This window comes from Niveispirillum sp. GW835-FHT14G11, from assembly GCF_058793615.1.
On sequence record NZ_JBXAFZ010000017.1, the window covers coordinates 1 to 21,670 of the forward strand.

Consider the following 21,670-nt stretch of genomic DNA (forward strand, 5'->3'; position numbering starts at 1 on the left):
AACATCAACCCGCAACGAGCCAGAACCTCCACTCACAAAATCATCCAACCGTCCCATTTGTTTCGACGACGGACAGTGGCGCGGAAGCCGGCCAGGACTTCGTCGGCATCGTGGGCGGCGGCCTTGACCAGGGCGGACATGGAATTCTCCTTTATCGGTCTGTGGCGTGGGGATCAGAACAGGGCATTCAGGCTGACAATCACGAAGCCGGCGACGGCGGCCAGTGCGGCGGCTTCGACGACATGGGCGATCGTGGGCAGGGAGGCGCGGAAGCCGGACAGGATGTCGTTGGCGTCATCGGCAGCGGCATGGATAAAGGCGGACATTTGGATTCTCCGTGATTTCGGGCGGGTTGGTAAGGGTAGCTCTGGATCAGAGCATCAGGTTCAGGCAGGCCGTCAGCAGGCCGCCGATGCCCAGCACGGCCGTGGCTTCCAGCATGTCGGCCGCCGTCGGCAGGGAGGCGAGGAAGCTGCCGATCAGGTTGTTATCATCGGCCGCGATATTGCTCGTCAGGTTGGTCATCTTCATCTCCATCAGGTTCGTTTCGTTTCGATAAGCTTATATAAGCAAAGGGCGTGCCAAGTGGCTTTTTCTCGCATTCTGGAAAATATACGTGTGCATCTATAGAGTTGGTGGCCATAAAATGGCGAATTCGGCAAAAAGTGGCCGGGATGGCGACTGTCCCGTGGCGATTCTTGTCCGAAGGTGGACAGTATGGTCGCTCTGCTGTCCGCTTTCGGACGATGACACCCTTGGTTCCGGCGAACGCGGATGATCTGCGTCACTCCGCGTGGCAGCCATGCGCCAAAAGCAAAAACCCGCCGGCGGGCCGGCGGGTGCGATGGCTTGGGTGCAGGCGGTGCGTCGGCCCTTGATGGGCGCCGCTTCGCCGGTTGTCTGTTCTATGGTGGGGATGCTGGGCGCCTTCATGGCGCGGCCGCGTTGGCGGCGAATGGGGCGGCGAATGGCTGGGCGGCCCGGTCCGTTGCCGGCCACCCTCCTTCCCCCGCCTGTCGGGGCGGCAGGGGAGGGAAGGGATCAGATCAGCGCGTTCAACGTGGCAGTCAGGAAGGCGGCGACGGAAAGGACGGTCACGGCCTCAACGGCGCCGATGCTGTCCTTGATGGAGCTGCGAAAACCGGACAGGACTTCATCGGCGTCATGGGCGGCGGCGTGGATCAGAGCGGACATGGGACTTCTCCTAATCGGTCGAGTGGGGGATTAGAACAGGACGTTCAGGCTGACGATCACGAAGCCGGCGACGGCGGCCAGGATGGCGGCTTCGACGACATGGGCAACCGTGGGCAGCGAGGCGCGGAAGCCGGACAGGATGTCGTTGGCGTCGTCGGCAGCGGCATGGATGAAGGCGGACATTTTTTCTCTCCGTTATCTCAAGGGGTTCTGGGTTGGTTTCGCGATCAGAGCATCATATGCAGGCTGATCGTCAGCAGCGCACCGACAGCCAGCGCCGTGGCGGCTTGGATCAAATCGGCGGCAGTGGGCAGGGAGGCCATGAGGTTGCCGATCAGGCTGTCTTCACTGCTGTTGTTGTTCGTCAGGTCGGTCATTTTCATCTCCGTCAGGTCGCTTGTTTCGATGACCCTGTATCAGCAAGGGGTGTGCCAAGTGGTTCTTCAGCGCATTCTGGAAAATACTGGGGCATCGGTGTGTAGTTTGTGGCCACAAAGTAGCCGGTTTGGCAAAAATTGGTTTGATTGACGGCTGAACCATGGCGAGGAATGTCCGAATACGGACAGCGCCAAGGGTCCAGCTGTTCACTTCCGAACGAATTAACGCTAATCTGGGCTTGACATGCGTGATTTGCATCACATGGCGTATCAGCCATGCGCTGAAAGCAAAACCCCCGCCGGGGAGACCGACGGGGGCGGAGAGCGACAATGACTTGATGAAATATCAGAACGGTGAGGCCAAATGGCCTGCCCGCTTAATGTTTCTCGCTGATCACCTGCTGGCGCAGCACGTCGATGGGGGCCAGGGCGCCTTCGCGCTGGAAGTGCCAGAAGGTCCAGCCATTGCAGGCCGGCAGGCCCTGCATGGCAGCGCCCACCTGATGGATGGAGCCCTTGTGTTCGCCCAGATGGTTCTGTGCCACCAGGGTGCCATCGGCGCGCACCTTGGCGATATGGCGGCGGCGATTGTCGAACAGCATGGTGCCGGGCTTCAGATAGCCGCGTTCGATCAGGTTGCCGAAGGGCACGCGCGGCTGGCTGCGCTTGGAGGTGACCTCCAGCAGTTCCGGCTCCGCCACCTCTTCCACCTGGGCGATGCGGTCATTGGCCAGGCGGGCATATTCATGTTCACGTTCGATCCCGATCCAGCGGCGGCGCAGACGTTTGGCGACCGCGCCCGTGGTGCCCGTGCCGAAGAACGGGTCCAGCACCGTGTCGCCGACCTTGGTTGATGACATCAGTACGCGGAACAGCAGGCTTTCGGGCTTTTGCGTGGGGTGGGCCTTCTGGCCGGTCTCATCACGCAGACGCTCGCCGCCTGTGCACAGCGGCAGGGTCCAGTCGGACCGCATCTGCAGATCCTCGTTCAACGCCTTCATCGCCTCATAGGCGAAGTAATATTTGCTGTCCTTGGACTTGGATGCCCAGATCAACGTTTCATGGGCATTGGCAAACCGGCGGCCCTTGAAATTGGGCATCGGGTTCGACTTGCGCCAGATGATGTCGTTCAAAACCCAATAGCCCAAATCCTGCAGGATGGCGCCGACGCGGAAGATATTGTGATAGCTCCCGATCACCCACAGCGTGCCGTCATCCTTCAGCGTATGGCGGGCCGCATCCAGCCAGTCGCGGGTGAAGCGGTCATAGGTTTGGAAATCCTGGAAACGATCCCAATCCTCGTCCACCCCGTCGACCCGGGTATGGTTGGGGCGCATCAGGTCGCCATTGAGCTGGAGATTATAGGGCGGGTCGGCGAAGACCACATCGACCGAACCGGCCGGCATGTCCCGCATCAACTGGACGCAATCACCAACGAGAATCCGGTTGGTTGCAAGCTTGTCACGCATGGTTTCTGGCCGCCGAATCGGGAGTGGATTTGTGCCGACAATGAGTCGGCCCCGAGTCGCCGTCAATAGAAAAATTTTGGAAGAGTCTGTGGAGTCAGAGAGTTAGAAGGAGTTGTTCGGAAACTGGTGCAAAAGTACGCCGATGATGGGGTGTCGCACCTAAGCTTTTGATGGCTGCGCGATGGGCGGCGGTGCCATAGCCCTGGTTGGTCTCCCAACCATATCCGGGGTGTGCAAGCGCCAGTTGCCCCATGATCTTGTCCCGCGTGACCTTGGCGATGATCGATGCGGCGGCGATCGACAGCGACAGCGCGTCCCCTTCGACCAGGGTTTCCGTTCGGCAACGAAGCTTGGGCGTGCGGTTGCCGTCGATCAGGGCCAGGGACGGCATCCGGCCCAGCTTCAGCGACAAATCGTCCACGGCGCGGGCCATTGCCAGGAATGTCGCCTGCAATATGTTGATGCTGTCGATTTCCTCCACCGACGCGATACCCACGCCAAAAGGGGCGTTGGCCACGATGCGGTCGAACATCGCCTCGCGCTGGGCTTGGCGTAGCTGCTTGCTGTCATTGATGCCGGCGCACCAGTTCGGGATGGCATCATGGGGCAGCAGCACGGCACCAGCAACCACGGGGCCGGCCAGCGGGCCACGGCCGGCCTCGTCCACACCGCAGATGGGAAAGTCGGGCCCATGGCCCAGGCGGATTTCGTGTGAAAGATCGGGCATGGGAATGGTTTGGCAAAAGCCTGCCTCCGGCGCAAGGCCGGCATGCCGCGAAATGCGCATCCGATTGCGCTGGATCAAGGCCGGATCGGTGTGGCGGGCGCAATGTTTGCCCTGTCCCGCGATCCGCCAGCCGCCGCCCCGAGGCCACGCCATGCGTCCAGAACTCGTCGCCAAATACCGCCACCAACGGGTGCCCCGCTACACCTCATACCCCGCCTCGCCGCATTTCACCGATGGCGTGACGGCGGATACCTATCGGGGATGGCTGCGCGAAGCGGACCCGGCTTCGACCCTGTCGCTCTATCTGCATCTGCCATTCTGCAACTCGATGTGCTGGTATTGCGGCTGCCACACCAACGTGGTCCGGCATGAGGACCCGATCTGGTCCTATCTGGCGGCCCTGTCGATGGAGTTGCGCACCGTCGCCGGTCTCTTGCCGCAAGGGCCGGTCGTGCGACACATCCATTTCGGCGGTGGCACGCCCACCCTGCTGCCTGTGTCGGGCTTCCGCGCCCTGATGGCGGAGCTGCGCAGCCGCTACATCATTGCCCAGGACGCGGAGATCGCCATCGAGATCGATCCCCGCACCCTGACGGCGGAGATGATGGAGACCCTGGGTGATGTCGGTGTCACCCGTGCGTCGTTGGGGGTGCAGAGCTTTGACGCCGACGTCCAGGCCGCCATCAACCGCATTCAGCCCTTCGGCATGACGGCGACAGCCGTCCAGGGCCTGCGCGCCGCCGGCATCCAGGGCATTAACCTGGATCTGATCTACGGCCTGCCGCGCCAGACGGTGGCGTCCTGCGTGGACACGGTGCGCCAGGCCATCAGCCTGGCCCCCGACCGGCTGTCGATCTTCGGCTATGCCCATATGCCGGGCTTCAAGGCCCATCAAAGCCGTATCGATACCGAAACATTGCCCGATGCCGATGAGCGTGTGGCGCAGCTGCGGGCCATGGAGACGGCGGTGCTGGCCTCAGGTTACGTCCGCATCGGCATGGACCATTTCGCCCGCCCCGACGATCCCATCGCGCAGGCCGCCGCCGGGGGCACGCTGCGCCGCAATTTCCAGGGCTACACGACCGATGCGGCGGACATGCTGCTGGCCTTCGGCGCGTCGGCCATCGGCCGGGTGCCGCAAGGGTACGTGGCCAATGTCCTGGGTTTGCCCGCCTATCTGAAGGCGATCGAGGCCGACGGGCTGGCCACGGCGCGCGGGTACCGGATGAGCCCGGACGACAAGCTGCGCGCGGCGGTGATCGAGGCACTGATGTGTCGTTTCGATGTCGATCTGGCCAAGGTGGCTGCTGCCTTTGACCGCCCCCTGGCCGATTTGATGCCCGATGCCCGCGCGCTGGCCGATCTGTCGGGTGACGGGGTGGCGCACCTGTCGGGCACGCGTTTGACCATCCCGGAGGAGGCGCGGCCCCTGGTCCGGTCCGTGGCCGCCCTGTTTGACCGGCATCTGGACCCTGAGGGCGGGCGGCACAGCAAGGCGATCTGACGCGGTCGCCGACCCTGGACACGGCGCTGTGAGCGCGGCATTGTCGCAAGCTTGTCGACTGTCATAAAAGTGCAATGAACATGCGATCCATCCGCGTCCTGCTGCTGGCGGCAACATCCGTCGCCCTGTCCGCCTGTTCCGTCAATATCGGCGACCGTCCTGACAAGGCGCCCCCGCCGCCGGTCGCTGTGCCGACCCCGCCTGCACCGGTGGTGGCCAAGCCGGGGCCGGAGGATGATCCCCGCCTACTGGCCACGCTCTACATGCAGCAGGCAGAAGAACTGCGCCGCCTGTCAAAGCAGGCCTATGCGCTGGCATCCCTGCGCCTGCCGGCGGCGCTGAAGCAGCCGGGCTCGTCGGCCCTGGAACAGACCGATGGCGGCAAGGGCAAGCCGCCCGCCGCCATCTTCGACGTGGATGAGACGGTGCTGGACAACAGCCCGCATCAGGCCCGGGCCATCCTGTCCGGCACCCGCAATTTCGACCTTGCCCAGTGGGACCAGTGGGTGTCGGAAGCCGCCGCCACGCCCATGGCCGGCGCCGTCGATTTCATAAAGGAACTGCGCCGCAGCAAGGTGCGGGTGGTCTATATCACCAACCGTGAATGCCGCCCGCGCGCGACACAACCCGGCGATCCGTGTCCGCAGCATGCCGAAACGCTGGCCAACCTGAATGCGGTGGGGCTGGGGCCGGTGGTGCCGGAAGACCTGATGCTGAAGGGCCAGAATGGCTGGCCCAGCGACAAGGCCCCGCGTCGCCAGGAAGTGATCAGGACCCACCGCATCATCATGTCCTTCGGCGACCAGTTCAGCGACATGATGAGCGTGACCCGCAAGGATGACAGCGCCGCCCGCGCCCGCATCGCCGCGGAGCATGAGGATCTGTGGAGCACCCGCTGGATCGTCATTCCCAACCCGACCTATGGCCAGTGGGTTGACGTTCTGCCGGAGCCCAACAGTTCCGTCCTGCGGACGAAGTAAGTGCAAACGGGGCGTCGTGACGATTGACGGCGCCCCGTGTTTTCGCCGATCCTGACAGAAGTGCGCGCTGGGGCGCCTCCTGTCCGCGGCAAGGAAGCCTGCTTCCACCCATGTGAGAACCGGTTCGAACTTTCGACCCGCTTCCTCCCGCCCGTTTCAGCGGACAAGGGCGCCATGGGAAGGAAGAACCATGTCCCGCACACTCACTCCGGCTACGAATCTCGACAATCTGCGTCTTGAGGCCAAGCGCTGGCTGAAGGCCCTGCGCGCCGGCGATGCCGCAGCCCGTACCCGCCTGCAGGTCATCCTGAAGGATGCGCCGGCCGCACCGGCCTTGCGCGATGTACAACTGGCGCTGGCCCGTGAATATGGGCAACCCGGCTGGTCCGCCCTGAAACAGGCCTTGATCGATATGGAACTGGCGCGGCAGTCGCGCGCCGCGCATGTGGAGACGATCCTGCGTGCCGCCTGGGATGGCGGTGACCGCAGTGCCGCCGCCCGCATCCTGGCCCGCTGGCCCGATGTCGGGGCGGGGGACTTCCTGATGGACCTGCTGCGCGGCCGGCCCGGTCCCGTGGCGCAGCGGCTGGCCGCCGATCCGGGGCTGGTCAATGCCAAGGCCGGGCCCCTGAACTGGGAACCGCTGCTCTATATCGCCTATGCCCGCCTGCCGACCGGGGCGGGGGTGGAGATGATGCGGCTGCTGCTGGAGCAGGGGGCAAACCCCGATGCCCGCTTTGATGATGGCTGGGGCAATGCCTTTACCGTGCTGACCGGCGTCATTGGCCAGGGGGAGGGGGACCGGCCGCCGCATCCAGACGCGGCCGCCCTGGCGGCCTTGCTGGTGGAACGTGGCGCCGACCCGTTCGATGCCCAGGCGCTCTACAACACCTCCATTTGCCGGGACGAGACCGACTGGCTGGAATTCCTGTGGTCGGCCTGTGCGGCCCGCGGCCTGACGGGGGCGTGGCTGGAACGGCTGGAGAAACCCAGGATCGGCGGGCGTATCCCGCTGCCGGTGATCGACTATCTGCTGGGCAATGCCGTGGCGAACAACCATTTGCGCCGGGCGGAATGGCTGCTGCGGCATGGGGCCAATGCCGACGGGGTGCATGCCTATTCCGGCAGGAATCTGCGGGAGGCGGCGCTGGCGGATGGGCATCCGGCGATGGCCGATCTGCTGGTCCGCCATGGTGCGGCGGCGACGCCCCTGACCGGCGTGGTGGCGTTCCAGGCGGCGGTGATGGCATTGGACGCAGGTACGGCGCGGGTGCTGGCCGCCGCGCATCCGGAATGCCTGGACGATCCCTCGCCGCTGCATAACGCCGCTCGGCACGGACGGGGGGATATCGTGGCCCTGCTGCTGGATCTGGGCATGCCGGTCGATCTGGTGGACCAGGGCGGCCAGCGGGCCATCCAGTATGCAGTGATGGGCAATGCGCTGGATGTGGTGAAGCTGCTGGTGGCGCGGGGTGCGGAGATCGACCGGCCGACGAATACGCCTTATGGCGGTGGCGCCATGGGCTTCGCTTCGCATTTCGGTCGGCGCGACATCGCCGCCTTCCTGGCCCCGCTTAGCCGTGAGGTGTCGGAACTGGTCTATATGGGTTTTGTGGACCGGCTGACGGAATTGTTCGCGCAGGAGCCGGGGTTGGTGAACGCCCCGCATCCCAAATTCGGCACGCTGCCGCTGTTCGCCCTGCCGGAGGGAGAGGAGGAAGCCGCCGCGATGGCAGAATTCCTGCTGGCCCATGGGGCCGATCCGCGGGCGGTGATGAACGAGGGCGTCACCGCCGAACAGGCCGCCCGTGACCGTGGCCTGGTCGATGCGGCCGACCTGATCCTCGACGCGGCGGAAGCAGTCAGTCCGGCACGAAATCCAGCGCCACGCCGTTGATGCAGTAACGCAGATAGGTGGGCGGCGGCCCATCCTCGAACACATGGCCCAGATGGCTGCCGCACTGGGAACAATGCACTTCAACGCGGACCATGCCGTGCGATCGGTCGACCGTCGTGCCGACCGATCCCGGCACGGGGTCGTTGAAGCTGGGCCAGCCGGTGCCGCTTTCGAACTTGCCGCCCGACTGGAACAAGGCCTGGCCGCAGCCGGCACAGCAGAAGCTGCCTGGCCGCTTCTCCCGCAGCAGGCTGCATGAACCCGGCCGTTCCGTGCCATGCGCGCGCATGATCCGATATTGCTCGGGGCTCAACAGGCTGCGCCATTCTTCATCGCTGCGGGTGATGGGATAGGTTTGGGTCATTTTCTGCTCCTTTTCACACCCGTGCCATATGGATCAGCGGATAGGGTTTTCCAGCGTGATCCACGGGCGACCGCCCCACTTCCAGGAAACCCAGGGCCGCATAGAAATCAACGGCTCCCGGATTCTGGCTGTTCACATCGACCAGCAGATGCGGGTTCAGTCTGACGGCATGGTCGATCAGCCGCCGTCCCACGCCCTTGCGGTGCCAGTCTGGATGCACGAACAGCGCGTCGATCTTCGGGCCCGTCAGGCCGATAAAGCCCTGGATCGTGGCCCCGTCCGGCGCCAACGCCAGCCATTGCGGCTTCACCGGCAGGTACAGGGTCAGCAGCAGATGTTCATAAAGGGCGGTGTCTTCCGGCGCCACGAACCCATGCGTGGCATCCACCGATGCACGCCAGACCTGATGGATGGCGTGCACGTCCGCGGGAACAGAAAGGCGCAGGTCGGCGGGCGGCATCGCGAGGGGTCCATGCAAGGGATCAACAAAAATGGGCCGGCCCCGAACGGGACCGGCCCCATGGTGACGAAAATTTCCGGCGCTTACCAGACCTTGCAGGCCTTCTCACCCCGGACCATCCTGTCCGTCGGCTGGCAGTTAAAGGCCTTGGCGAATTCCGGCATGTTGGCGACCGTGCCGTTCACGCGGTGGCGCGGGGCCGAATGCGGGTCGGTCTGGGCGCGTAGCCGCTCATTCTCCGGCTTGGACGACGAACACCAGACGCTGGCCCAACCATAGAACAGCTTCTGTTCCGTCGTCAGGCCGTTGGCATCCTTCTTCGCCAGCGCCGCCTCTCCGCCCGCGCGGTTCTTCAGCGCCATCAGCGCCAGACGCAGGCCGCCATTGTCGGCGGTATTCTCGCCCAGCGTCAGCTTGCCATTCTGGTTGGTGTCGCCGGCCACCTGATAGGACCCGTACTGATCCACGAGGCACTGGGCCTTGGCCTCGAACTTGTGGCCGTCCTCTTCGGTCCACCAATCCTTGAGATTGCCGACGGCGTCGAAGGCGCGGCCCTGGTCATCGAAACCATGGGTCATCTCATGGCCGATGACGGCGCCGATGGCGCCATAGTTCAAGCCATCATCGGCCTGGAAGTCGAAGAAGGGCGGTTGCAGGATGCCGGCCGGGAAGTTGATGTTGTTCTGGCTGGGATCGTAATAGGCGTTCACGGTCGGCGGGGTCATGAACCATTCGTTCTTGTCCACCTTCTTGCCGATCTTGGCCAACTGATAGGCATTCTCGAACTTGGCTGACCGCAACTGGTTGCCGACCAGATCGCCCTTTTCCACGTCCAGCGCCGCATAGTCGCGCCACCTGTCGGGATAGCCGATCTTCTGGGCCATGGCCGCCAGCTTTTCCTGCGCCTTGACCTTGGTCTCTGCACTCATCCAGTCCAGGCCGTTGATATCCTCAGCATAGGCGGCGCGCAGATCGTCCAGCATGACCAGCATGCGCTTCTTGTGCTCCGGACCAAAGGCGGCCTCGACGAAATGCTTGCCCAGGTCTTCGCCCAGCGCGGTGTCGGCCGCGGTGGTGCAGCGCTTCCAGCGCGGGCGGATTTCGGCGGCGCCGGACAGGGTCTTGCCGTAGAAGCCGAAATTCTCATCCACGAAGCCCTTGGACAGCCAGGGCGCCGTGGCGCGCAGCGTCTGCCAGGCGAGATAGGTCTTGATATCGTCCAGGCTGGTCTCGGCCACCACCTTGTCCAGGTTGGCGAAGAAACCCGGATCATTGACATTCATGTCGGTGAAGGCGGGGGCGCCGACATCCTTGGTGTAGGTGGCGAAATCCACGCCCTTGGCGCTGCCGGTGAAGGCGTCGAAGCTGGTGGGGTTGTTCAGCTTTTCGGTATCGCGGCGGTCCACCTTGCTCATCGTGCCGGTGGCCAGCTTGGTCTCCAGCGCCATCACGGATGCTGCCTTCTTGTCCGCCACATCGGCGCTGTCGCCGGCCAGCACGAAGATGGCGGCGACATGCTTCACATAGGCGTCGCGCAGCTTGGTGGAGCGTTCGTCATCCTTGAAGTAATAGTCGCGGTCGGGCAGGCCCAGGCCGCCCTGGTCGAAGGCGGCGATCGTGTCCTCGGCCTTGGCGAAGCTCTGCTGCGCGCCGAAGCCGAACAGGGCGTTGACGCCGGCATTGTGCAGGGTGGCCAGCAACGCGCCTAGCGCGCGCTTGTCCGTCACGGCGTCGATCTGGTCCAGCAGCGGCTTCACCGGCGCCACGCCGGCGGCATCGGCCGCGGCCTCGTCCATGCAGGCGGCATAGAAGGCGCCGATCTTGGCCGTGCCCGGCTCGGTGCCTTGGGCGGCCTTTTCCAGGATGGTGTGCAGCAGGTCCTGGTTGCGCTGCTGCAACTCGTCAAAGGTGCCCCAGCGCGACCGGTCGGCCGGGATGGGATTGGCCTTGATCCATGGTCCGCAGGCATGGAGGAAGAAGTCGTCGCAGGGATTGACCCCCTGATCGAGGACGAGCTTCATCTTCGCGGCTTCAGCCGCCTGCTTTTCCTGCTGCTTGGTCTTCAGTATCTGATAGCTGCCCGCACCGATGGCCGCCACGGCCACCAGCGAAACCGTCAGCCACAAGCCTTTGCTTGCCATGTGGTTTCCCCGTCATGTCGTCGATAGATGTGTAGGTGCCGCGCTTGCAGGCGGTCTGTTACGCCGGCGACCCTAGCACCGTGTCCGGGCCATCGCGAAGGTCGGCATGTAACGGCATTGTTACAGAGCCGAGAACGTCGCCGCCGGGCAACAGCGACAGGTTGGCGCGCAGCAGATCGGCAACAGTGCCCCCCGTCCGGCGTGTCGCGGGCAGGGTTTGCAGCAGGGATTGCTGAATGCGCTCGGCCTCCAGCTCCGCCGCCTTGACCCTGGTGCGCAGCGACTCCGTGGCGGCATCGGGGGCGGGCGGCGGGCCGGATTTCAGCTGTCGACGAATGGCGCGCAAGGGCCGCACGACCGCGTCCCGCCAGGGTGTCGCGGCGGCCTGCGCCTCTACCACTTCGTCCGCAGTCAGGTCATGGCCCTGTGCCGCCAGCCAGACGGCCCAGAGCAGCAGGTTGACATCGGCGCCGTGGCTGTCCTGGGCGGTCAGGCAGGCGTCGGCGATGCCGGGGGCGGCGTAGAGGGAAAGGGAGAAGGACCAAAGGTCTTGGGGCATCTGATGGGGCACTTCCGTTGCCACCTGCTCCTACCGTCACCCCGGTGACAAGCCAGGGCCCAGCGCGAGCGGCGATAGCCGCGACATGACTCATACCGGCGCTAACCGTGCCTCATGCCGGGCCCCGGCTTGTCACCGGGGTGACGGTGGATATTGCAGAGAGCCCGGCAGCCCAGATTTTTACGGATGCGGTTTTAAATTCCCTCACGCATCCCCCACATAAATCCCCAGGCCCCGCGCCGTCGTCACCAGGGTGCCGTCGATATCCACGGCTGCGTAGGTGGCGATGGCATCGGTGATGGGGATGTCGATCACCCGGCGGTTGGACCAGGCGACCAGCCGGTCGGACTTGCCGTCGGCCAGCAGGTCCACCGCCGCCACCCCGAAGGCCGAGGCCAGGACGCGGTCATTATGGCCCGGTGGGCAGCCGCGCTGGACATGGCCCAGGACGGTGACGCGGGTTTCCGCCCCCGTGGCCTCGGCGATCAGGTGGCCGACATAATTGCCGATGCCGCCATAGCGCTTCTGCCCGTCGCTGAATTCTTGGCGTGCGGCGTTGCCCTCCATGGTCTTCACCGCTTCGGACACAACGACGAGGGCGAAGTTGCGGCCGCGATCCCTTACGCGACGGATCTTCTCCGCCACGCCGGCCACCGACCAGGCCAGTTCCGGCAGCAGGATGACGTCGGCCCCACCGGCGATACCGGCCGACAGGGCGATATGGCCGGCATCGCGGCCCATCACTTCCAGCACCATGACGCGTTCATGGCTGGCGGCGGTGGGCTGAAGCCGGTCCAGTGCCTCCGTCGCCACCGCCACCGCGGTATCGAAGCCGACCGACATCTCGGTGATGCCCAGATCATTGTCGATGGTCTTCGGGATGCCGATCAGCCGGATGCCACCGATATGGGCCAGCTTGCGCAGGATGGCCATAGAGCCATCACCGCCGATGCCGATCAGGCTGTCCACGCCCAGTTCGCGCAAACCGCCGATGATCTCGTGGCTACGGTCCTTCTTGGACCCGTCGGCCATGGGATAGGCGAACGGATCGCCCTTGTTGGTGGTGCCAAGGATGGTGCCACCCTGGCGCATCATGGCCCCGTCCACGCGGTTCACGTCCAGATTGACATAGCGGACGGGACGGGCCAGCAGACCCTGGGTCCCGTCCTCGATCCCCACCACCTCCCATCCATAATGGGCGGCGCGATGGACGGCGGCGCGGATGACGGCGTTCAGGCCGGCGCAGTCGCCGCCGCTGGTCAGGATGCCGATACGCTTGGCTGCGGTCATTCTCTCCCCCTGGGCTTTGCCGGCCAGGGTGCCAGCAAAGGGGGGCGCGGGGCAACCATCCAGCGTCGGGTTGTCGCGGGGCTCAGCCTTCGTTGCCGGCCGCTGCCGCTTCCAGGCCCGCGATGTCGAACTTCACCATCTTCAGCATGGCCTCGGCCACGCGCTTGCTCTGCGCCGGGTCGCCCATCATCAGTTCGCCCAGGCGCTTGGGCACGATCTGCCAGGACAGGCCCCAACGGTCGCGCAGCCAGCCGCATTGTTCGATGGAACCACCCTGCGACAGGGCATTCCACAGCCGATCGATCTCCGCCTGGTCCTCGCATTCCACGATGATGGAGAAGGCGTGGTTGAAGGGTTCCATGGGGCCGGCATCGATGGCCATGTAGTCCTGGCCGCCCAGCGCGAAGGCGGCGATGCGCACGCTGCCGGCGGGGCCGCTGGGGCTTTCGGCGGGAAGCGGCGTGATCCAGTGCAGGGCTGAGCCGGGGATCAGGCCGGTATAGAAGCGGACGGCCGCCTCCATGTCCTTCTCGAACCAGAGATGCTGCTTGACGCTCGCCATGACTTCCTCCGTTGGGTGTTCCTCCCAAGGACGGGGCAGGGGGTGTCGATCCGACAGCTCATTTGAAAAAAAAGGGGCGCCCGTTTGGGGGCGCCCCAGGTGCAGCCGTTTCGCGTCGATGGGGATCGAGGGTCAAGCGGCTGGGCCGAACCACATGCTTTCGAGCTTGCCGTCCGGGGTGACCAGCACCCACCAGTCGCGCACGCCCTTGTCGTAGGTGGCGCGGTAGACGTCCATGCCGCCTTCGTCCACGCGCCTGAACTCCAGGTTCTTCAGCTCGCCCAGTGGCAGCATCTCCGCCTGGATCTTGGGCAGCACCGCGATGACGCCGTCGGCCCGGTCGGGCAGCAGGCTGTCCCGGTCGATCTTGCCCGTCTTGATCTGGGCGATGTGGGCGCGCAGGGCCGTCTCGCTGCCCGGCAAGGGCTTGTTTGAAGCCACGCGCTGGGCCAGGGCCTGTTCCAGTGCCTTGCCCTTGGCATCGTCGATGCGCGGCGTGGGCAGTTCATGGCCATTCTGATGCAGCACCACGCCTGTCACCTTGCCGGCGGCGTCCAGCTGGAAGGTGCCCTGGACGGGAGCTTGCTTGGAGAAGAACTTGGTCGGGCTTTCGGGGAAGAACTCCATGGGCGCCTGGCCGATGACATGCGCCATCATCCTTTTGCCGTCGCGATAGACCTTCATCGGCCGGGCGGGGGCGAAGGGCATCTCATAATAGCCGGCGAACTTGTCGAACGCCGCCGGGTCCAGGGCGATGGCGGTGCGCGGCTTCTGCTGCTCCACCATGCGGGCGGCGACGGCCGGATCGACCTTGTCGACACCATTGGTGCCGGCAGTGGCCATGGCGGCCGGGGCCAGCAGGGCCAGGACCAGGACCCAGCGGGCGGCGTTCATCCGCAGCGGCAGGGCGCCGCCGGCCAGGATACGGTCGACGCGGGCGGCGACAGTGGCGGGACGTGCCATGGCCAGCCCGGCGGGTAGGCGGCTTGCCTTGTGGGCCATCTCCACCAGGATTTCAGCGTAATTCAAGCGATCCTCCATCTGTTCAAGAGCGTCGGTATCGCTGTTGGCCTCGGCAAGCGCAGCGAGATGGTTGTTGAGCCACCATGCGGCCGGGCTGAACCAGAACAGGGCCCGGTGGATGGCGGCCAGAAGCAGCGTGTAATAGTCGCCCCGCTGGATATGCGAGGCTTCATGCGCCAGGACAGCCCGGCGCTTCACATCCGTCCAGCGGACGTGATCGGGGGGCAGCAGGATGCTGCCGGCAATGGTCAGGGGAACGGTGATCCGGCCGGAAACCCGCACGTCATGCGTTTCCGTCCAGGCGGTTGAAAGGCGTATAGCGGACAATCGCAGCCGCAGGCTGGCCAGCATACCCGCCGCCAGACGCAGCAGCATGCCGCCCGCCACCAGCAGGTAGAGCGCCAGTCCCGCCACCGGCCAATCCACCAGGGTCCAGGCGGAAACCGCCGCCGGCGCCGCTTTCCCCGCTTCGGTCGGTACGGTCCCCACCAGTTCTACGGCGGGCCGCAGCCACAGGCGGATGCCATCCATCGGCACGGCCATACTGTCGGCCGGGGCCAGGCGCATCAGCACCGGCATGACGAGCGAGAAGCCCAGCACGCCCACCCAGACGGCCATCTGCGTGAAAGGGTTGGTGACCCGCAGCAGGCGCAGCGCCAGCCAGGCAAGGCCCATCAGGGCGGCCGAACGCAGGGCCGCCTCCGCCAGCAGCATCAGCATCACGCCCCCTTTTTTCGCGCTTTCTCAATCTTCTCAGCCAGCGCCTGCAATTGTGCGGGCGATAGCATGTCGGTCTCGACCATGCCGACCACGACATCCTCCGCCGATCCGCCACAGAACCAGTCGACGATACGCTTGACGGCGCGGGCCGCGACGAAGGTGCGACCTTCCGCTGCCCGGTAGATGAAGGTCCGGCCCTCCACGTCATGGGTGAGGTATCCCTTCTCCTCCAGACGTTTCAGGACGGTGCGGACCGTGGATTCCTTCAACGGGCGGCTGAGCATCTCTCGCACCGCATCGGCATTGACGGGCCCACGCCGCCAGACCAGGTCCATGATCTCTCTTTCAAGATCGCCCAGGTCCGACGGATTGTGATCTTGTGTAGTGTTATCGTTCATAGTGCTACAGTCTGTAGCATTAAGGATCGTAGCAGACAAGCGGATTCCGTCAGGGGCCGCAAAATGAAAGAACGCCGCCATCCCAGTCAGGGATGACGGCGCCTGTAACGGGAGTGGATGAAGGTCAGGCCCGGTCCGAGACGAAGCGCCAGCCGGTCTCGGCGGCGGCACGGGCGACCTCGCCATAGGCCAGAGCCTTGCGGTCGGCGGCGTTGCCGGCCAGGGCGCGGGCATAGACGCCCTGGCAGATGGCGGCGATACGGAAGAAGGCGAAAGCCAGATAATAGGGCCAGTCCGGAATGCCCGCCCGGCCCGTGCGCCGGCAATAGGCGGCGACATAATCCGCCTCCGACGGGATGCCGAGCGCGGCCAGATCCGCTCCCACCAACCCCGGAAACTGCTTGATCCCGGCCGGCAAATGATAAGCCATGCAATTATAGGCCAGGTCGGACAGGGGGTGGCCCAGGGTAGCCAGTTCCCAGTCCAGGATAGCGACGACGCGCGGTTGGGTCTTGTGCAGCATCAGGTTGCCCAAGCGGAAATCACCATGGGCGATGGCCGTCTCGTCGCCGACCGGCACGGCGCGGGGCAGCCATTCCATCAGCCTGTCCATGGCGGGAATGTCGCTGTCGCCCTGGGTGGCCACATACTGCTTCGACCAGCGTTCCACCTGGCGGGGGATATACTGCTCCGGTCGGCCGAAATCGGCCAGGTTCTGCTTCCAGTCCACCTGGTGCAAGGCGGCCAGCGTCTCGTTCATGCTGTCATAGATGGCGGCGCGGTCCTGGTTGCTGAACCTGTCCAGCGCTACGTCCGACAGGATGCGTCCATCGATATGGTCCATGACATAGAAGGGCGTGCCGATGATGCCGGCATCATCGCACAGCAGGCGGGCATTGGGCACGGGTGCCGCCGTGCCGGCCAGGGCCCGCATGGCGCGGAATTCCCGTTCGATCATATGGGCGCTGGGCAGCAGCTTGCCGGGCGGCTTCTTGCGCAGCACGAAGCGGGCGCCGGTGCTGTCAGTGACCAGGAAGGTCGGGTTGGATTGCCCGCCCTGGAACTGCTGCACGCTGGCCGGCCCGCGGAATCCGTCCAGGTTGGTAGCCAGATAGGTCCCCAGCGCTGCCTCATCGAACTGGTGCTGCGGCAACACATCGATCAATACAGCCGCGCCCTTGCCCTCGCTCATGCTCGGTCTCCCCCTTAAAGGATCGTGGGGTCGGCGATGGTGGCGCCGCCATCGGCGACCAGCAGCTGGCCGGTAACGAAGGCACCGGCGGGGGCCGCCAGCATCAGGGCCACGCCCGCGATCTCCTCGGGTTTGCCGAACCGGCCCAGCGGGGCGCGGCGCATCACGGCCTTGGCGATGTCGGGATTGTCGGTCAGGGCCTTGGCGAAATCCGTCTCCACGATGCCGGGCGCGATGCCGTTGACGCGGATATTGGCGCGGCCATGCTCGACGGCCAGGTTGCGCACCAGGGCCGCCTCCGCCGCCTTGGACACACCATAGGCGCCGATGACCGGGTTGCCGCGCAGACCGGCGATGGAGGACAGGATGATCACCGACCCGTCCTTGCGCGCTGCCATGCCGGGGATCACCATGTTGCACAGCTGCCAGGTGCTGCGCAGGTTGGACCCCATGATCTTGTCCCAGGCATCGTCACTGACGCTGGCCAGCGGTCCGTAGACCGGGTTGATGGCGGCATTGGCGACCAGGATGTCGATGCGGCCCCATTCGGCAAGGGTGGCATCGACCAGGGCCTGCAGATCCTCCTTGCGGCCGATATTGCAGGCCACGGCGATGGCCTGCCCGCCAGCGGCCACGATCTCGTCGCGCACGGTCAGACAGGCGTCGATCTTGCGCGAGGAGATGACGACCTTGGCCCCGGCGCGGGCATATTCATGGGCGATGGACCGGCCGATCCCGCGCGAGGAACCGGTGATCAGCGCCACCTTGCCGGACAGGTCGAACAGGGGATGCGTGGTCATGTTCTTTTCCTTGTTGCTCGGGTGGGCTTACTGCGCGGTGGTGCCGCCATCGATGGCGAATTCGGCGCCCGTGATGAAGGGGCTTTCATCCGACAACAGGAACAGCACCATGTTGGCGGCATCTTCCGGCGTGCCCATCCGGCCCAGCGGGGCCGTGCGTTCCAACCGGCGGCGCATCTTTTCCGCATCCGGCGCCACGTCGATCATCTGCTGGACCATGGGCGTGTAGAGGAAGGAGGGGTGGATGGAGTTGCAGCGGATCTCGTATTTCTGTTGTGCGCACCACATCGCCACTGACTTGGTCAGCAGGCGCACGGCGCCCTTGGCGGAGCAATAGGCCGCCAGATCCGCGGCCCCCGACAGGCCGGCGACGGAGGAGACATTGACGATCGAACCGCCGCCCGTCTGCTTCATAGCCTTGATGGCGTATTTGCAGCCCAGGAAGGTGCTTTCGACATTGACGGCATGGACGAAGCGCCAGCCTTCCAGCGTCTCATCCTCGATATTGTGCAGCGACCCGCAGCCGGCATTGTTGACCAAGCCATCCAGGCGGCCGTGACGTTCCACGATATGGGCGATGACCTCTACCCAGCGGTCTTCCTTGGTCACGTCCTGGGCCAGGAATTCCACGGCTCCGCCCAGTTCGGCCATGGCGGCCTCGCCACCCGTCACGTTGCGGTCGGTGATGACCACTTTGGCGCCCTCGCGCTGGGCGGCCCGCGCCGTCGCCAGACCGATGCCCGACGCACCCCCCGTGATCAGGACGATCTTGTCCTGCAGGCGTCCCACCATGATCATTTCCTCCCGAACATTGGCTGCGGTCACGAGCGCCGCTTATCAAACGTTTGTTTGAATGTAGGGGAAACGGGGGCGCGGGGCAAACTATTCCGTGATAGGCTTTGCTTAACAAGCCATGAAGGGAGGGTGCGTCATGCGTCGTCTGGTGGGTACCATGCTGGCCCTGGCGGGCTTGCTGCTGCTGTCATTCACCCCAGTCCGCGCGGTGGAGCCCGATCCCTTTGCCGACCTGTCCGGTTTCGTGGGCAAGACCTGGAAGGGGGAGGGCAAGGGGCCCGACGGTAAGCCGGTGACTGACATTTCTCGCTGGGAATGGGCGCTGGGCGGCAAGGCCATCCGCGTCACCCATTCCATGGCGGATGCGTCCTATGGCGGGGAGACGATGATCTTCTGGGACGCGCCGTCCAAGACCTTGATCTATCACTATTTCACCACGGGCGGTTTCCACACCCAGGGCGTGATGCGGGCCGACGGTCCTGGCCGCCTGATTGCGGAGGAGGAGGTAAAGGGCCACCCCAAGATTGCCCGTGTGCGCTCCACCATGGTGGTCACCGGTGACGGCATGACTACCAACGCGGAATTCCTCAGCGACGGCAAATGGGCGCCGGGCCACGGCTTCACCTACAAGCTTACGGACCCGTCTGCGCTGCCGGCCTTCCCAAAGGTGCGATAAAGATTAAACCGATGGCCGCTGATCGAATCCGCTGAGGCCCGGATCGGCCGCCTCGGTCACCTTGACATTGATGACGATGGCATTGGGCGGGCCCTGCCAGCAGGCGTCCAGCATGGCATCGACGTCCGCTCCATGGCCGGCGAATAGGGCCTCCACACTGCCATCGGCGCGGTTGCGGACCCAGCCATCCAACTGCCGGGCACGCGCCTGTTCCACGGTCCAGCCCCGGTACCAGACGCCCTGGACACGGCCGGTGACAGTGACGCTGACGGCGCGTCGGTCATCCATCGGATTTGTCATGAATGTCTCGCTTTCATTACCGCTATCCAGCCCAAGGTGGCGGTACTTGTCAATGTCGCTCGCCAATTGCGCTTTTCTGGGGCAGCATGGGGATGGATGTCATTCATCCGGAGGGGGCCCATGCAAGCTTCCAGCCTGATCCGTACCGCCACCGCCGCCGATGCGGCGGGCATTGCCCATGTGCATGTCGAAAGCTGGCGATCAACCTATCCCGGCATGCTTCCCGACCGCTATCTCGTGGGCCTGTCCACGGCTGCGCATGAACGGCGCTGGCGTGGCCTTCTGTCAGGTTCGGCCCCGCCGCGGGGCCGACACACCTATGTGGCGCAGGGACCTGGCGGCCGCATCATGGGCTTTGCCTCCTGCGGGCCGCAGCGCACGGGACTGCCCGGCTTCAGTGGTGAATTCTATGCCGTCTATCTGCTGGATCAGGCACAGGGCCAGGGCCTGGGAAGGCGCTTCCTGGCGGCCATGGCACAGCATCTTCTGGCCGGGGACACGCAATCGGCCCTGGTCTGGGTGCTGCGGGACAACCCGTCACGCTATTTCTATGAAAGGCTGGGGGGTGACTTGCTCGCCGAACAGCCGATCAGCTTCGCCGGCGCGCGCCTGACGGAAGTGGCCTATGGCTGGACCGATCTGGTCCCCCTGGCTCGGCTGGCTGCCGATCCGCCCGTGGGCGGGTGACGCTTATCTGAAAACGATGGCGGACCAGACGAGGCCGACCAGCACGCTGCCCAGCAGCAGCAGGTTGATGGCCCGGCGCAGACGTTTGGCCAGCGGTGCCGGATTGTCATTGGCGGGCGACGGGCATCGCCACAGAAACGGGGTAAACGCGGAAAAGCCGGAAGCATCACGGGCGGCCCCAAGGGGACCGCCCGCTTTGCGCTGCTGGCTTTGCTTGCGCTCAGCCACGCTTCTCGACCGGAACATAGTCACGGGGCGTGTCGCCCTTGTACAGCTGACGCGGACGGCCGATCTTCTGGCCCGGATCCTCGATCATCTCCTTCCACTGGCTGATCCAGCCCACGGTGCGGGCCAGGGCGAACAGCACGGTGAACATGCTGGTCGGGAAGCCGATGGCCTTCAGGATGATGCCCGAATAGAAATCGACATTCGGATACAGCTTCTTCTCGATGAAATACGGGTCGGACAGGGCGATGCGCTCCAACTCCACCGCGATGTCCAGCAGCGGATCGTCCTTGATGCCCAGGTCGGCCAGCACTTCCTTGCAGGTCTGCTGCATGACTTTGGCGCGCGGGTCGTAGTTCTTGTAGACCCGGTGACCGAAGCCCATCAGGCGGAAGCCGCTGTTCTTGTCCTTGGCGCGGGCAATGAATTCCGGAATGCGATCAACGGTCTTGATCTCTTCCAGCATCTTCAGCACAGCCTCGTTCGCACCGCCATGGGCGGGCCCCCACAGGCTGGCGATGCCGGCCGCGATGCAGGCGAACGGATTGGCACCCGACGAGCCGGCCAGACGGACGGTGGAGGTGGATGCATTCTGCTCGTGATCGGCGTGCAGGATGAAGATCTTGTCCATCGCCTTGGCGATGACCGGGTTCACCTTGTACGGCTCACACGGCACGCCGAAGGTCATGTACAGGAAGTTTTCCGCGTAACCCAGGTCGTTGCGCGGGTACATGAAGGGCTGGCCGACGGAATATTTATAGGCCATGGCGGCGATGGTCGGCAGCTTCGCGATCAGCCGATGCGAGGCGATCATGCGCTGCTTGGGATCATTGATGTCGGTGCTATCATGATAGAAGGCCGACAGGGCGCCGACAACGCCGCACAGGATGGCCATCGGGTGCGCATCGCGGCGGAACCCGCGATAGAACTGCGACAGCTGCTCATGCACCATCGTGTGACGGGTGATGGTCGCCTCGAATTCCTTCTTCTGCGCGGCGTCCGGCAACTCGCCGTGCAGCAGCAGATAGCAGGTCTCCATGAAGTCGGAATGTTCGGCCAGTTGCTCGATCGGGTAGCCGCGATGCAGCAGGACGCCTTCGTCACCATCAATATAGGTGATGGCCGAGTCGCAGGAGGCAGTCGACGTGAAGCCGGGATCGTAGGTGAAGCAGCCGGTGGCGCCGTAAAGCTTTCGGATGTCGATGACATCCGGCCCCGTCGAGCCCTTAAGGATAGGCAAGTCGATCTTCTTACCGGTCCGGTTGTCGATCAGGGTCACCGTCTCGGCAGTTCCATCGCCTGCCGCCTGGGTTGTCTGGCTCATGTCGGC

26 protein-coding genes are annotated in these 21,670 nt (G+C 64.7%); 5 read left to right on the forward strand and 21 right to left on the reverse strand.

Features of this window, described 5'->3' with window-relative positions:
- Positions 1-173: 173 nt before the first annotated feature.
- The 7 genes from AC1Q7F_RS25900 to rnhB all read right to left on the reverse strand — a co-directional run bounded on the left by AC1Q7F_RS25900 (position 174) and on the right by rnhB (position 3,767).
- The gene (locus tag AC1Q7F_RS25900) at positions 174-326 is read right to left on the reverse strand and encodes a hypothetical protein (RefSeq protein WP_492511442.1); all 153 of its coding nucleotides are present in this window, start codon (positions 324-326) and stop codon (positions 174-176) included.
- A 46-nt stretch (positions 327-372) separates the two neighbouring features.
- Positions 373-525 (reverse strand): hypothetical protein, encoded by a 153-nt coding sequence (locus tag AC1Q7F_RS25905; protein ID WP_492511443.1) that lies wholly within the window; start codon positions 523-525, stop codon positions 373-375.
- 516 nt (positions 526-1,041) lie between these two features.
- Positions 1,042-1,194, reverse strand: a complete 153-nt coding sequence (locus AC1Q7F_RS25910; protein ID WP_492511444.1) for a hypothetical protein — start codon at positions 1,192-1,194, stop codon at positions 1,042-1,044.
- Between the two features lie 30 nt (positions 1,195-1,224).
- Positions 1,225-1,377 carry a hypothetical protein gene (locus AC1Q7F_RS25915; protein WP_492511445.1) on the reverse strand — a complete coding sequence of 51 codons (153 nt, stop codon included), beginning with the start codon at positions 1,375-1,377 and terminating at the stop codon, positions 1,225-1,227.
- 44 nt (positions 1,378-1,421) lie between these two features.
- Entirely contained in the window at positions 1,422-1,571 is a 150-nt protein-coding gene (locus AC1Q7F_RS25920; protein ID WP_492511446.1) for a hypothetical protein, read from the reverse strand.
- 377 nt (positions 1,572-1,948) lie between these two features.
- Complete coding sequence (locus AC1Q7F_RS25925) at positions 1,949-3,040, reverse strand: site-specific DNA-methyltransferase (protein ID WP_492511447.1); 1,092 nt, start codon at positions 3,038-3,040, stop codon at positions 1,949-1,951.
- Positions 3,041-3,134: 94 nt separating this feature from the next.
- Positions 3,135-3,767 (reverse strand): ribonuclease HII, encoded by a 633-nt coding sequence (gene rnhB / locus AC1Q7F_RS25930; RefSeq protein ID WP_492511448.1) that lies wholly within the window; start codon positions 3,765-3,767, stop codon positions 3,135-3,137.
- A gap of 151 nt (positions 3,768-3,918) precedes the next feature.
- Between rnhB and hemN the strand changes: the two genes are divergently transcribed.
- From hemN to AC1Q7F_RS25945, 3 genes are all read left to right on the forward strand, one after another.
- The gene (gene hemN / locus AC1Q7F_RS25935; protein ID WP_492511449.1) at positions 3,919-5,271 is read left to right on the forward strand and encodes an oxygen-independent coproporphyrinogen III oxidase; all 1,353 of its coding nucleotides are present in this window, start codon (positions 3,919-3,921) and stop codon (positions 5,269-5,271) included.
- A gap of 74 nt (positions 5,272-5,345) precedes the next feature.
- A complete protein-coding gene (locus AC1Q7F_RS25940) occupies positions 5,346-6,251 on the forward strand; it encodes a 5'-nucleotidase, lipoprotein e(P4) family (protein ID WP_492511450.1) in 906 nt (301 codons plus the stop codon).
- 190 nt (positions 6,252-6,441) lie between these two features.
- Positions 6,442-8,148, forward strand: coding sequence for an ankyrin repeat domain-containing protein (locus AC1Q7F_RS25945; protein WP_492511451.1), 1,707 nt, complete (start codon positions 6,442-6,444; stop codon positions 8,146-8,148).
- On the opposite strand, the gene msrB is transcribed toward AC1Q7F_RS25945, so the two are convergent.
- From msrB to AC1Q7F_RS26000, 11 genes are all read right to left on the reverse strand, one after another.
- Positions 8,114-8,512 carry a peptide-methionine (R)-S-oxide reductase MsrB gene (gene msrB, locus AC1Q7F_RS25950; RefSeq protein ID WP_492511452.1) on the reverse strand — a complete coding sequence of 133 codons (399 nt, stop codon included), beginning with the start codon at positions 8,510-8,512 and terminating at the stop codon, positions 8,114-8,116. The genes AC1Q7F_RS25945 and msrB overlap by 35 nt on opposite strands.
- Before the next feature lie 13 nt (positions 8,513-8,525).
- Complete coding sequence (locus AC1Q7F_RS25955) at positions 8,526-8,972, reverse strand: GNAT family N-acetyltransferase (protein WP_492511453.1); 447 nt, start codon at positions 8,970-8,972, stop codon at positions 8,526-8,528.
- An 83-nt stretch (positions 8,973-9,055) separates the two neighbouring features.
- A complete protein-coding gene (locus AC1Q7F_RS25960) occupies positions 9,056-11,113 on the reverse strand; it encodes a M13 family metallopeptidase (protein WP_492511454.1) in 2,058 nt (685 codons plus the stop codon).
- Positions 11,114-11,171: 58 nt separating this feature from the next.
- The gene (locus tag AC1Q7F_RS25965; RefSeq protein ID WP_492511455.1) at positions 11,172-11,672 is read right to left on the reverse strand and encodes a TIGR02444 family protein; all 501 of its coding nucleotides are present in this window, start codon (positions 11,670-11,672) and stop codon (positions 11,172-11,174) included.
- A gap of 204 nt (positions 11,673-11,876) precedes the next feature.
- Positions 11,877-12,962, reverse strand: a complete 1,086-nt coding sequence (locus AC1Q7F_RS25970) for an ATP-dependent 6-phosphofructokinase (RefSeq protein WP_492511456.1) — start codon at positions 12,960-12,962, stop codon at positions 11,877-11,879.
- An 82-nt stretch (positions 12,963-13,044) separates the two neighbouring features.
- Positions 13,045-13,524 carry a VOC family protein gene (locus tag AC1Q7F_RS25975; RefSeq protein WP_492511457.1) on the reverse strand — a complete coding sequence of 160 codons (480 nt, stop codon included), beginning with the start codon at positions 13,522-13,524 and terminating at the stop codon, positions 13,045-13,047.
- 132 nt (positions 13,525-13,656) lie between these two features.
- Positions 13,657-15,267: a M56 family metallopeptidase gene (locus AC1Q7F_RS25980; RefSeq protein WP_492511458.1), complete on the reverse strand. Its 1,611-nt coding sequence runs from the start codon at positions 15,265-15,267 to the stop codon at positions 13,657-13,659.
- Positions 15,267-15,899, reverse strand: coding sequence for a BlaI/MecI/CopY family transcriptional regulator (locus AC1Q7F_RS25985; RefSeq protein ID WP_492511459.1), 633 nt, complete (start codon positions 15,897-15,899; stop codon positions 15,267-15,269). The genes AC1Q7F_RS25980 and AC1Q7F_RS25985 overlap by 1 nt, the downstream gene beginning before the upstream one ends.
- Complete coding sequence (locus AC1Q7F_RS25990) at positions 15,790-16,857, reverse strand: phosphotransferase (RefSeq protein WP_492511460.1); 1,068 nt, start codon at positions 16,855-16,857, stop codon at positions 15,790-15,792. The genes AC1Q7F_RS25985 and AC1Q7F_RS25990 overlap by 110 nt, the downstream gene beginning before the upstream one ends.
- A gap of 14 nt (positions 16,858-16,871) precedes the next feature.
- Positions 16,872-17,657 (reverse strand): SDR family NAD(P)-dependent oxidoreductase, encoded by a 786-nt coding sequence (locus AC1Q7F_RS25995; protein WP_492511461.1) that lies wholly within the window; start codon positions 17,655-17,657, stop codon positions 16,872-16,874.
- A 27-nt stretch (positions 17,658-17,684) separates the two neighbouring features.
- Entirely contained in the window at positions 17,685-18,449 is a 765-nt protein-coding gene (locus AC1Q7F_RS26000; RefSeq protein WP_492511462.1) for a glucose 1-dehydrogenase, read from the reverse strand.
- A 139-nt stretch (positions 18,450-18,588) separates the two neighbouring features.
- On the opposite strand from AC1Q7F_RS26000, the gene AC1Q7F_RS26005 reads away from it, so the two are divergent.
- A complete protein-coding gene (locus tag AC1Q7F_RS26005) occupies positions 18,589-19,128 on the forward strand; it encodes a hypothetical protein (RefSeq protein ID WP_492511463.1) in 540 nt (179 codons plus the stop codon).
- Positions 19,129-19,131: 3 nt separating this feature from the next.
- On the opposite strand, the gene AC1Q7F_RS26010 is transcribed toward AC1Q7F_RS26005, so the two are convergent.
- Positions 19,132-19,428: an acylphosphatase gene (locus tag AC1Q7F_RS26010; RefSeq protein WP_492511464.1), complete on the reverse strand. Its 297-nt coding sequence runs from the start codon at positions 19,426-19,428 to the stop codon at positions 19,132-19,134.
- Positions 19,429-19,548: 120 nt separating this feature from the next.
- Here AC1Q7F_RS26010 and AC1Q7F_RS26015 point away from each other — a divergent pair, with 120 nt between their 5' ends.
- On the forward strand, positions 19,549-20,115 hold the full coding sequence (locus AC1Q7F_RS26015) for a GNAT family N-acetyltransferase (protein ID WP_492511465.1): 567 nt from the start codon (positions 19,549-19,551) through the stop codon (positions 20,113-20,115).
- Between the two features lie 3 nt (positions 20,116-20,118).
- Here AC1Q7F_RS26015 and AC1Q7F_RS26020 read toward each other — a convergent pair whose 3' ends face one another.
- Together AC1Q7F_RS26020 and gltA are read right to left on the reverse strand one after the other, a co-directional pair.
- Positions 20,119-20,343 carry a hypothetical protein gene (locus tag AC1Q7F_RS26020; RefSeq protein WP_492511466.1) on the reverse strand — a complete coding sequence of 75 codons (225 nt, stop codon included), beginning with the start codon at positions 20,341-20,343 and terminating at the stop codon, positions 20,119-20,121.
- On the reverse strand, positions 20,336-21,664 hold the full coding sequence (gltA, locus tag AC1Q7F_RS26025) for a citrate synthase (RefSeq protein WP_492511467.1): 1,329 nt from the start codon (positions 21,662-21,664) through the stop codon (positions 20,336-20,338). The genes AC1Q7F_RS26020 and gltA overlap by 8 nt, the downstream gene beginning before the upstream one ends.
- Between the last annotated feature and the right edge of the window lie 6 nt (positions 21,665-21,670).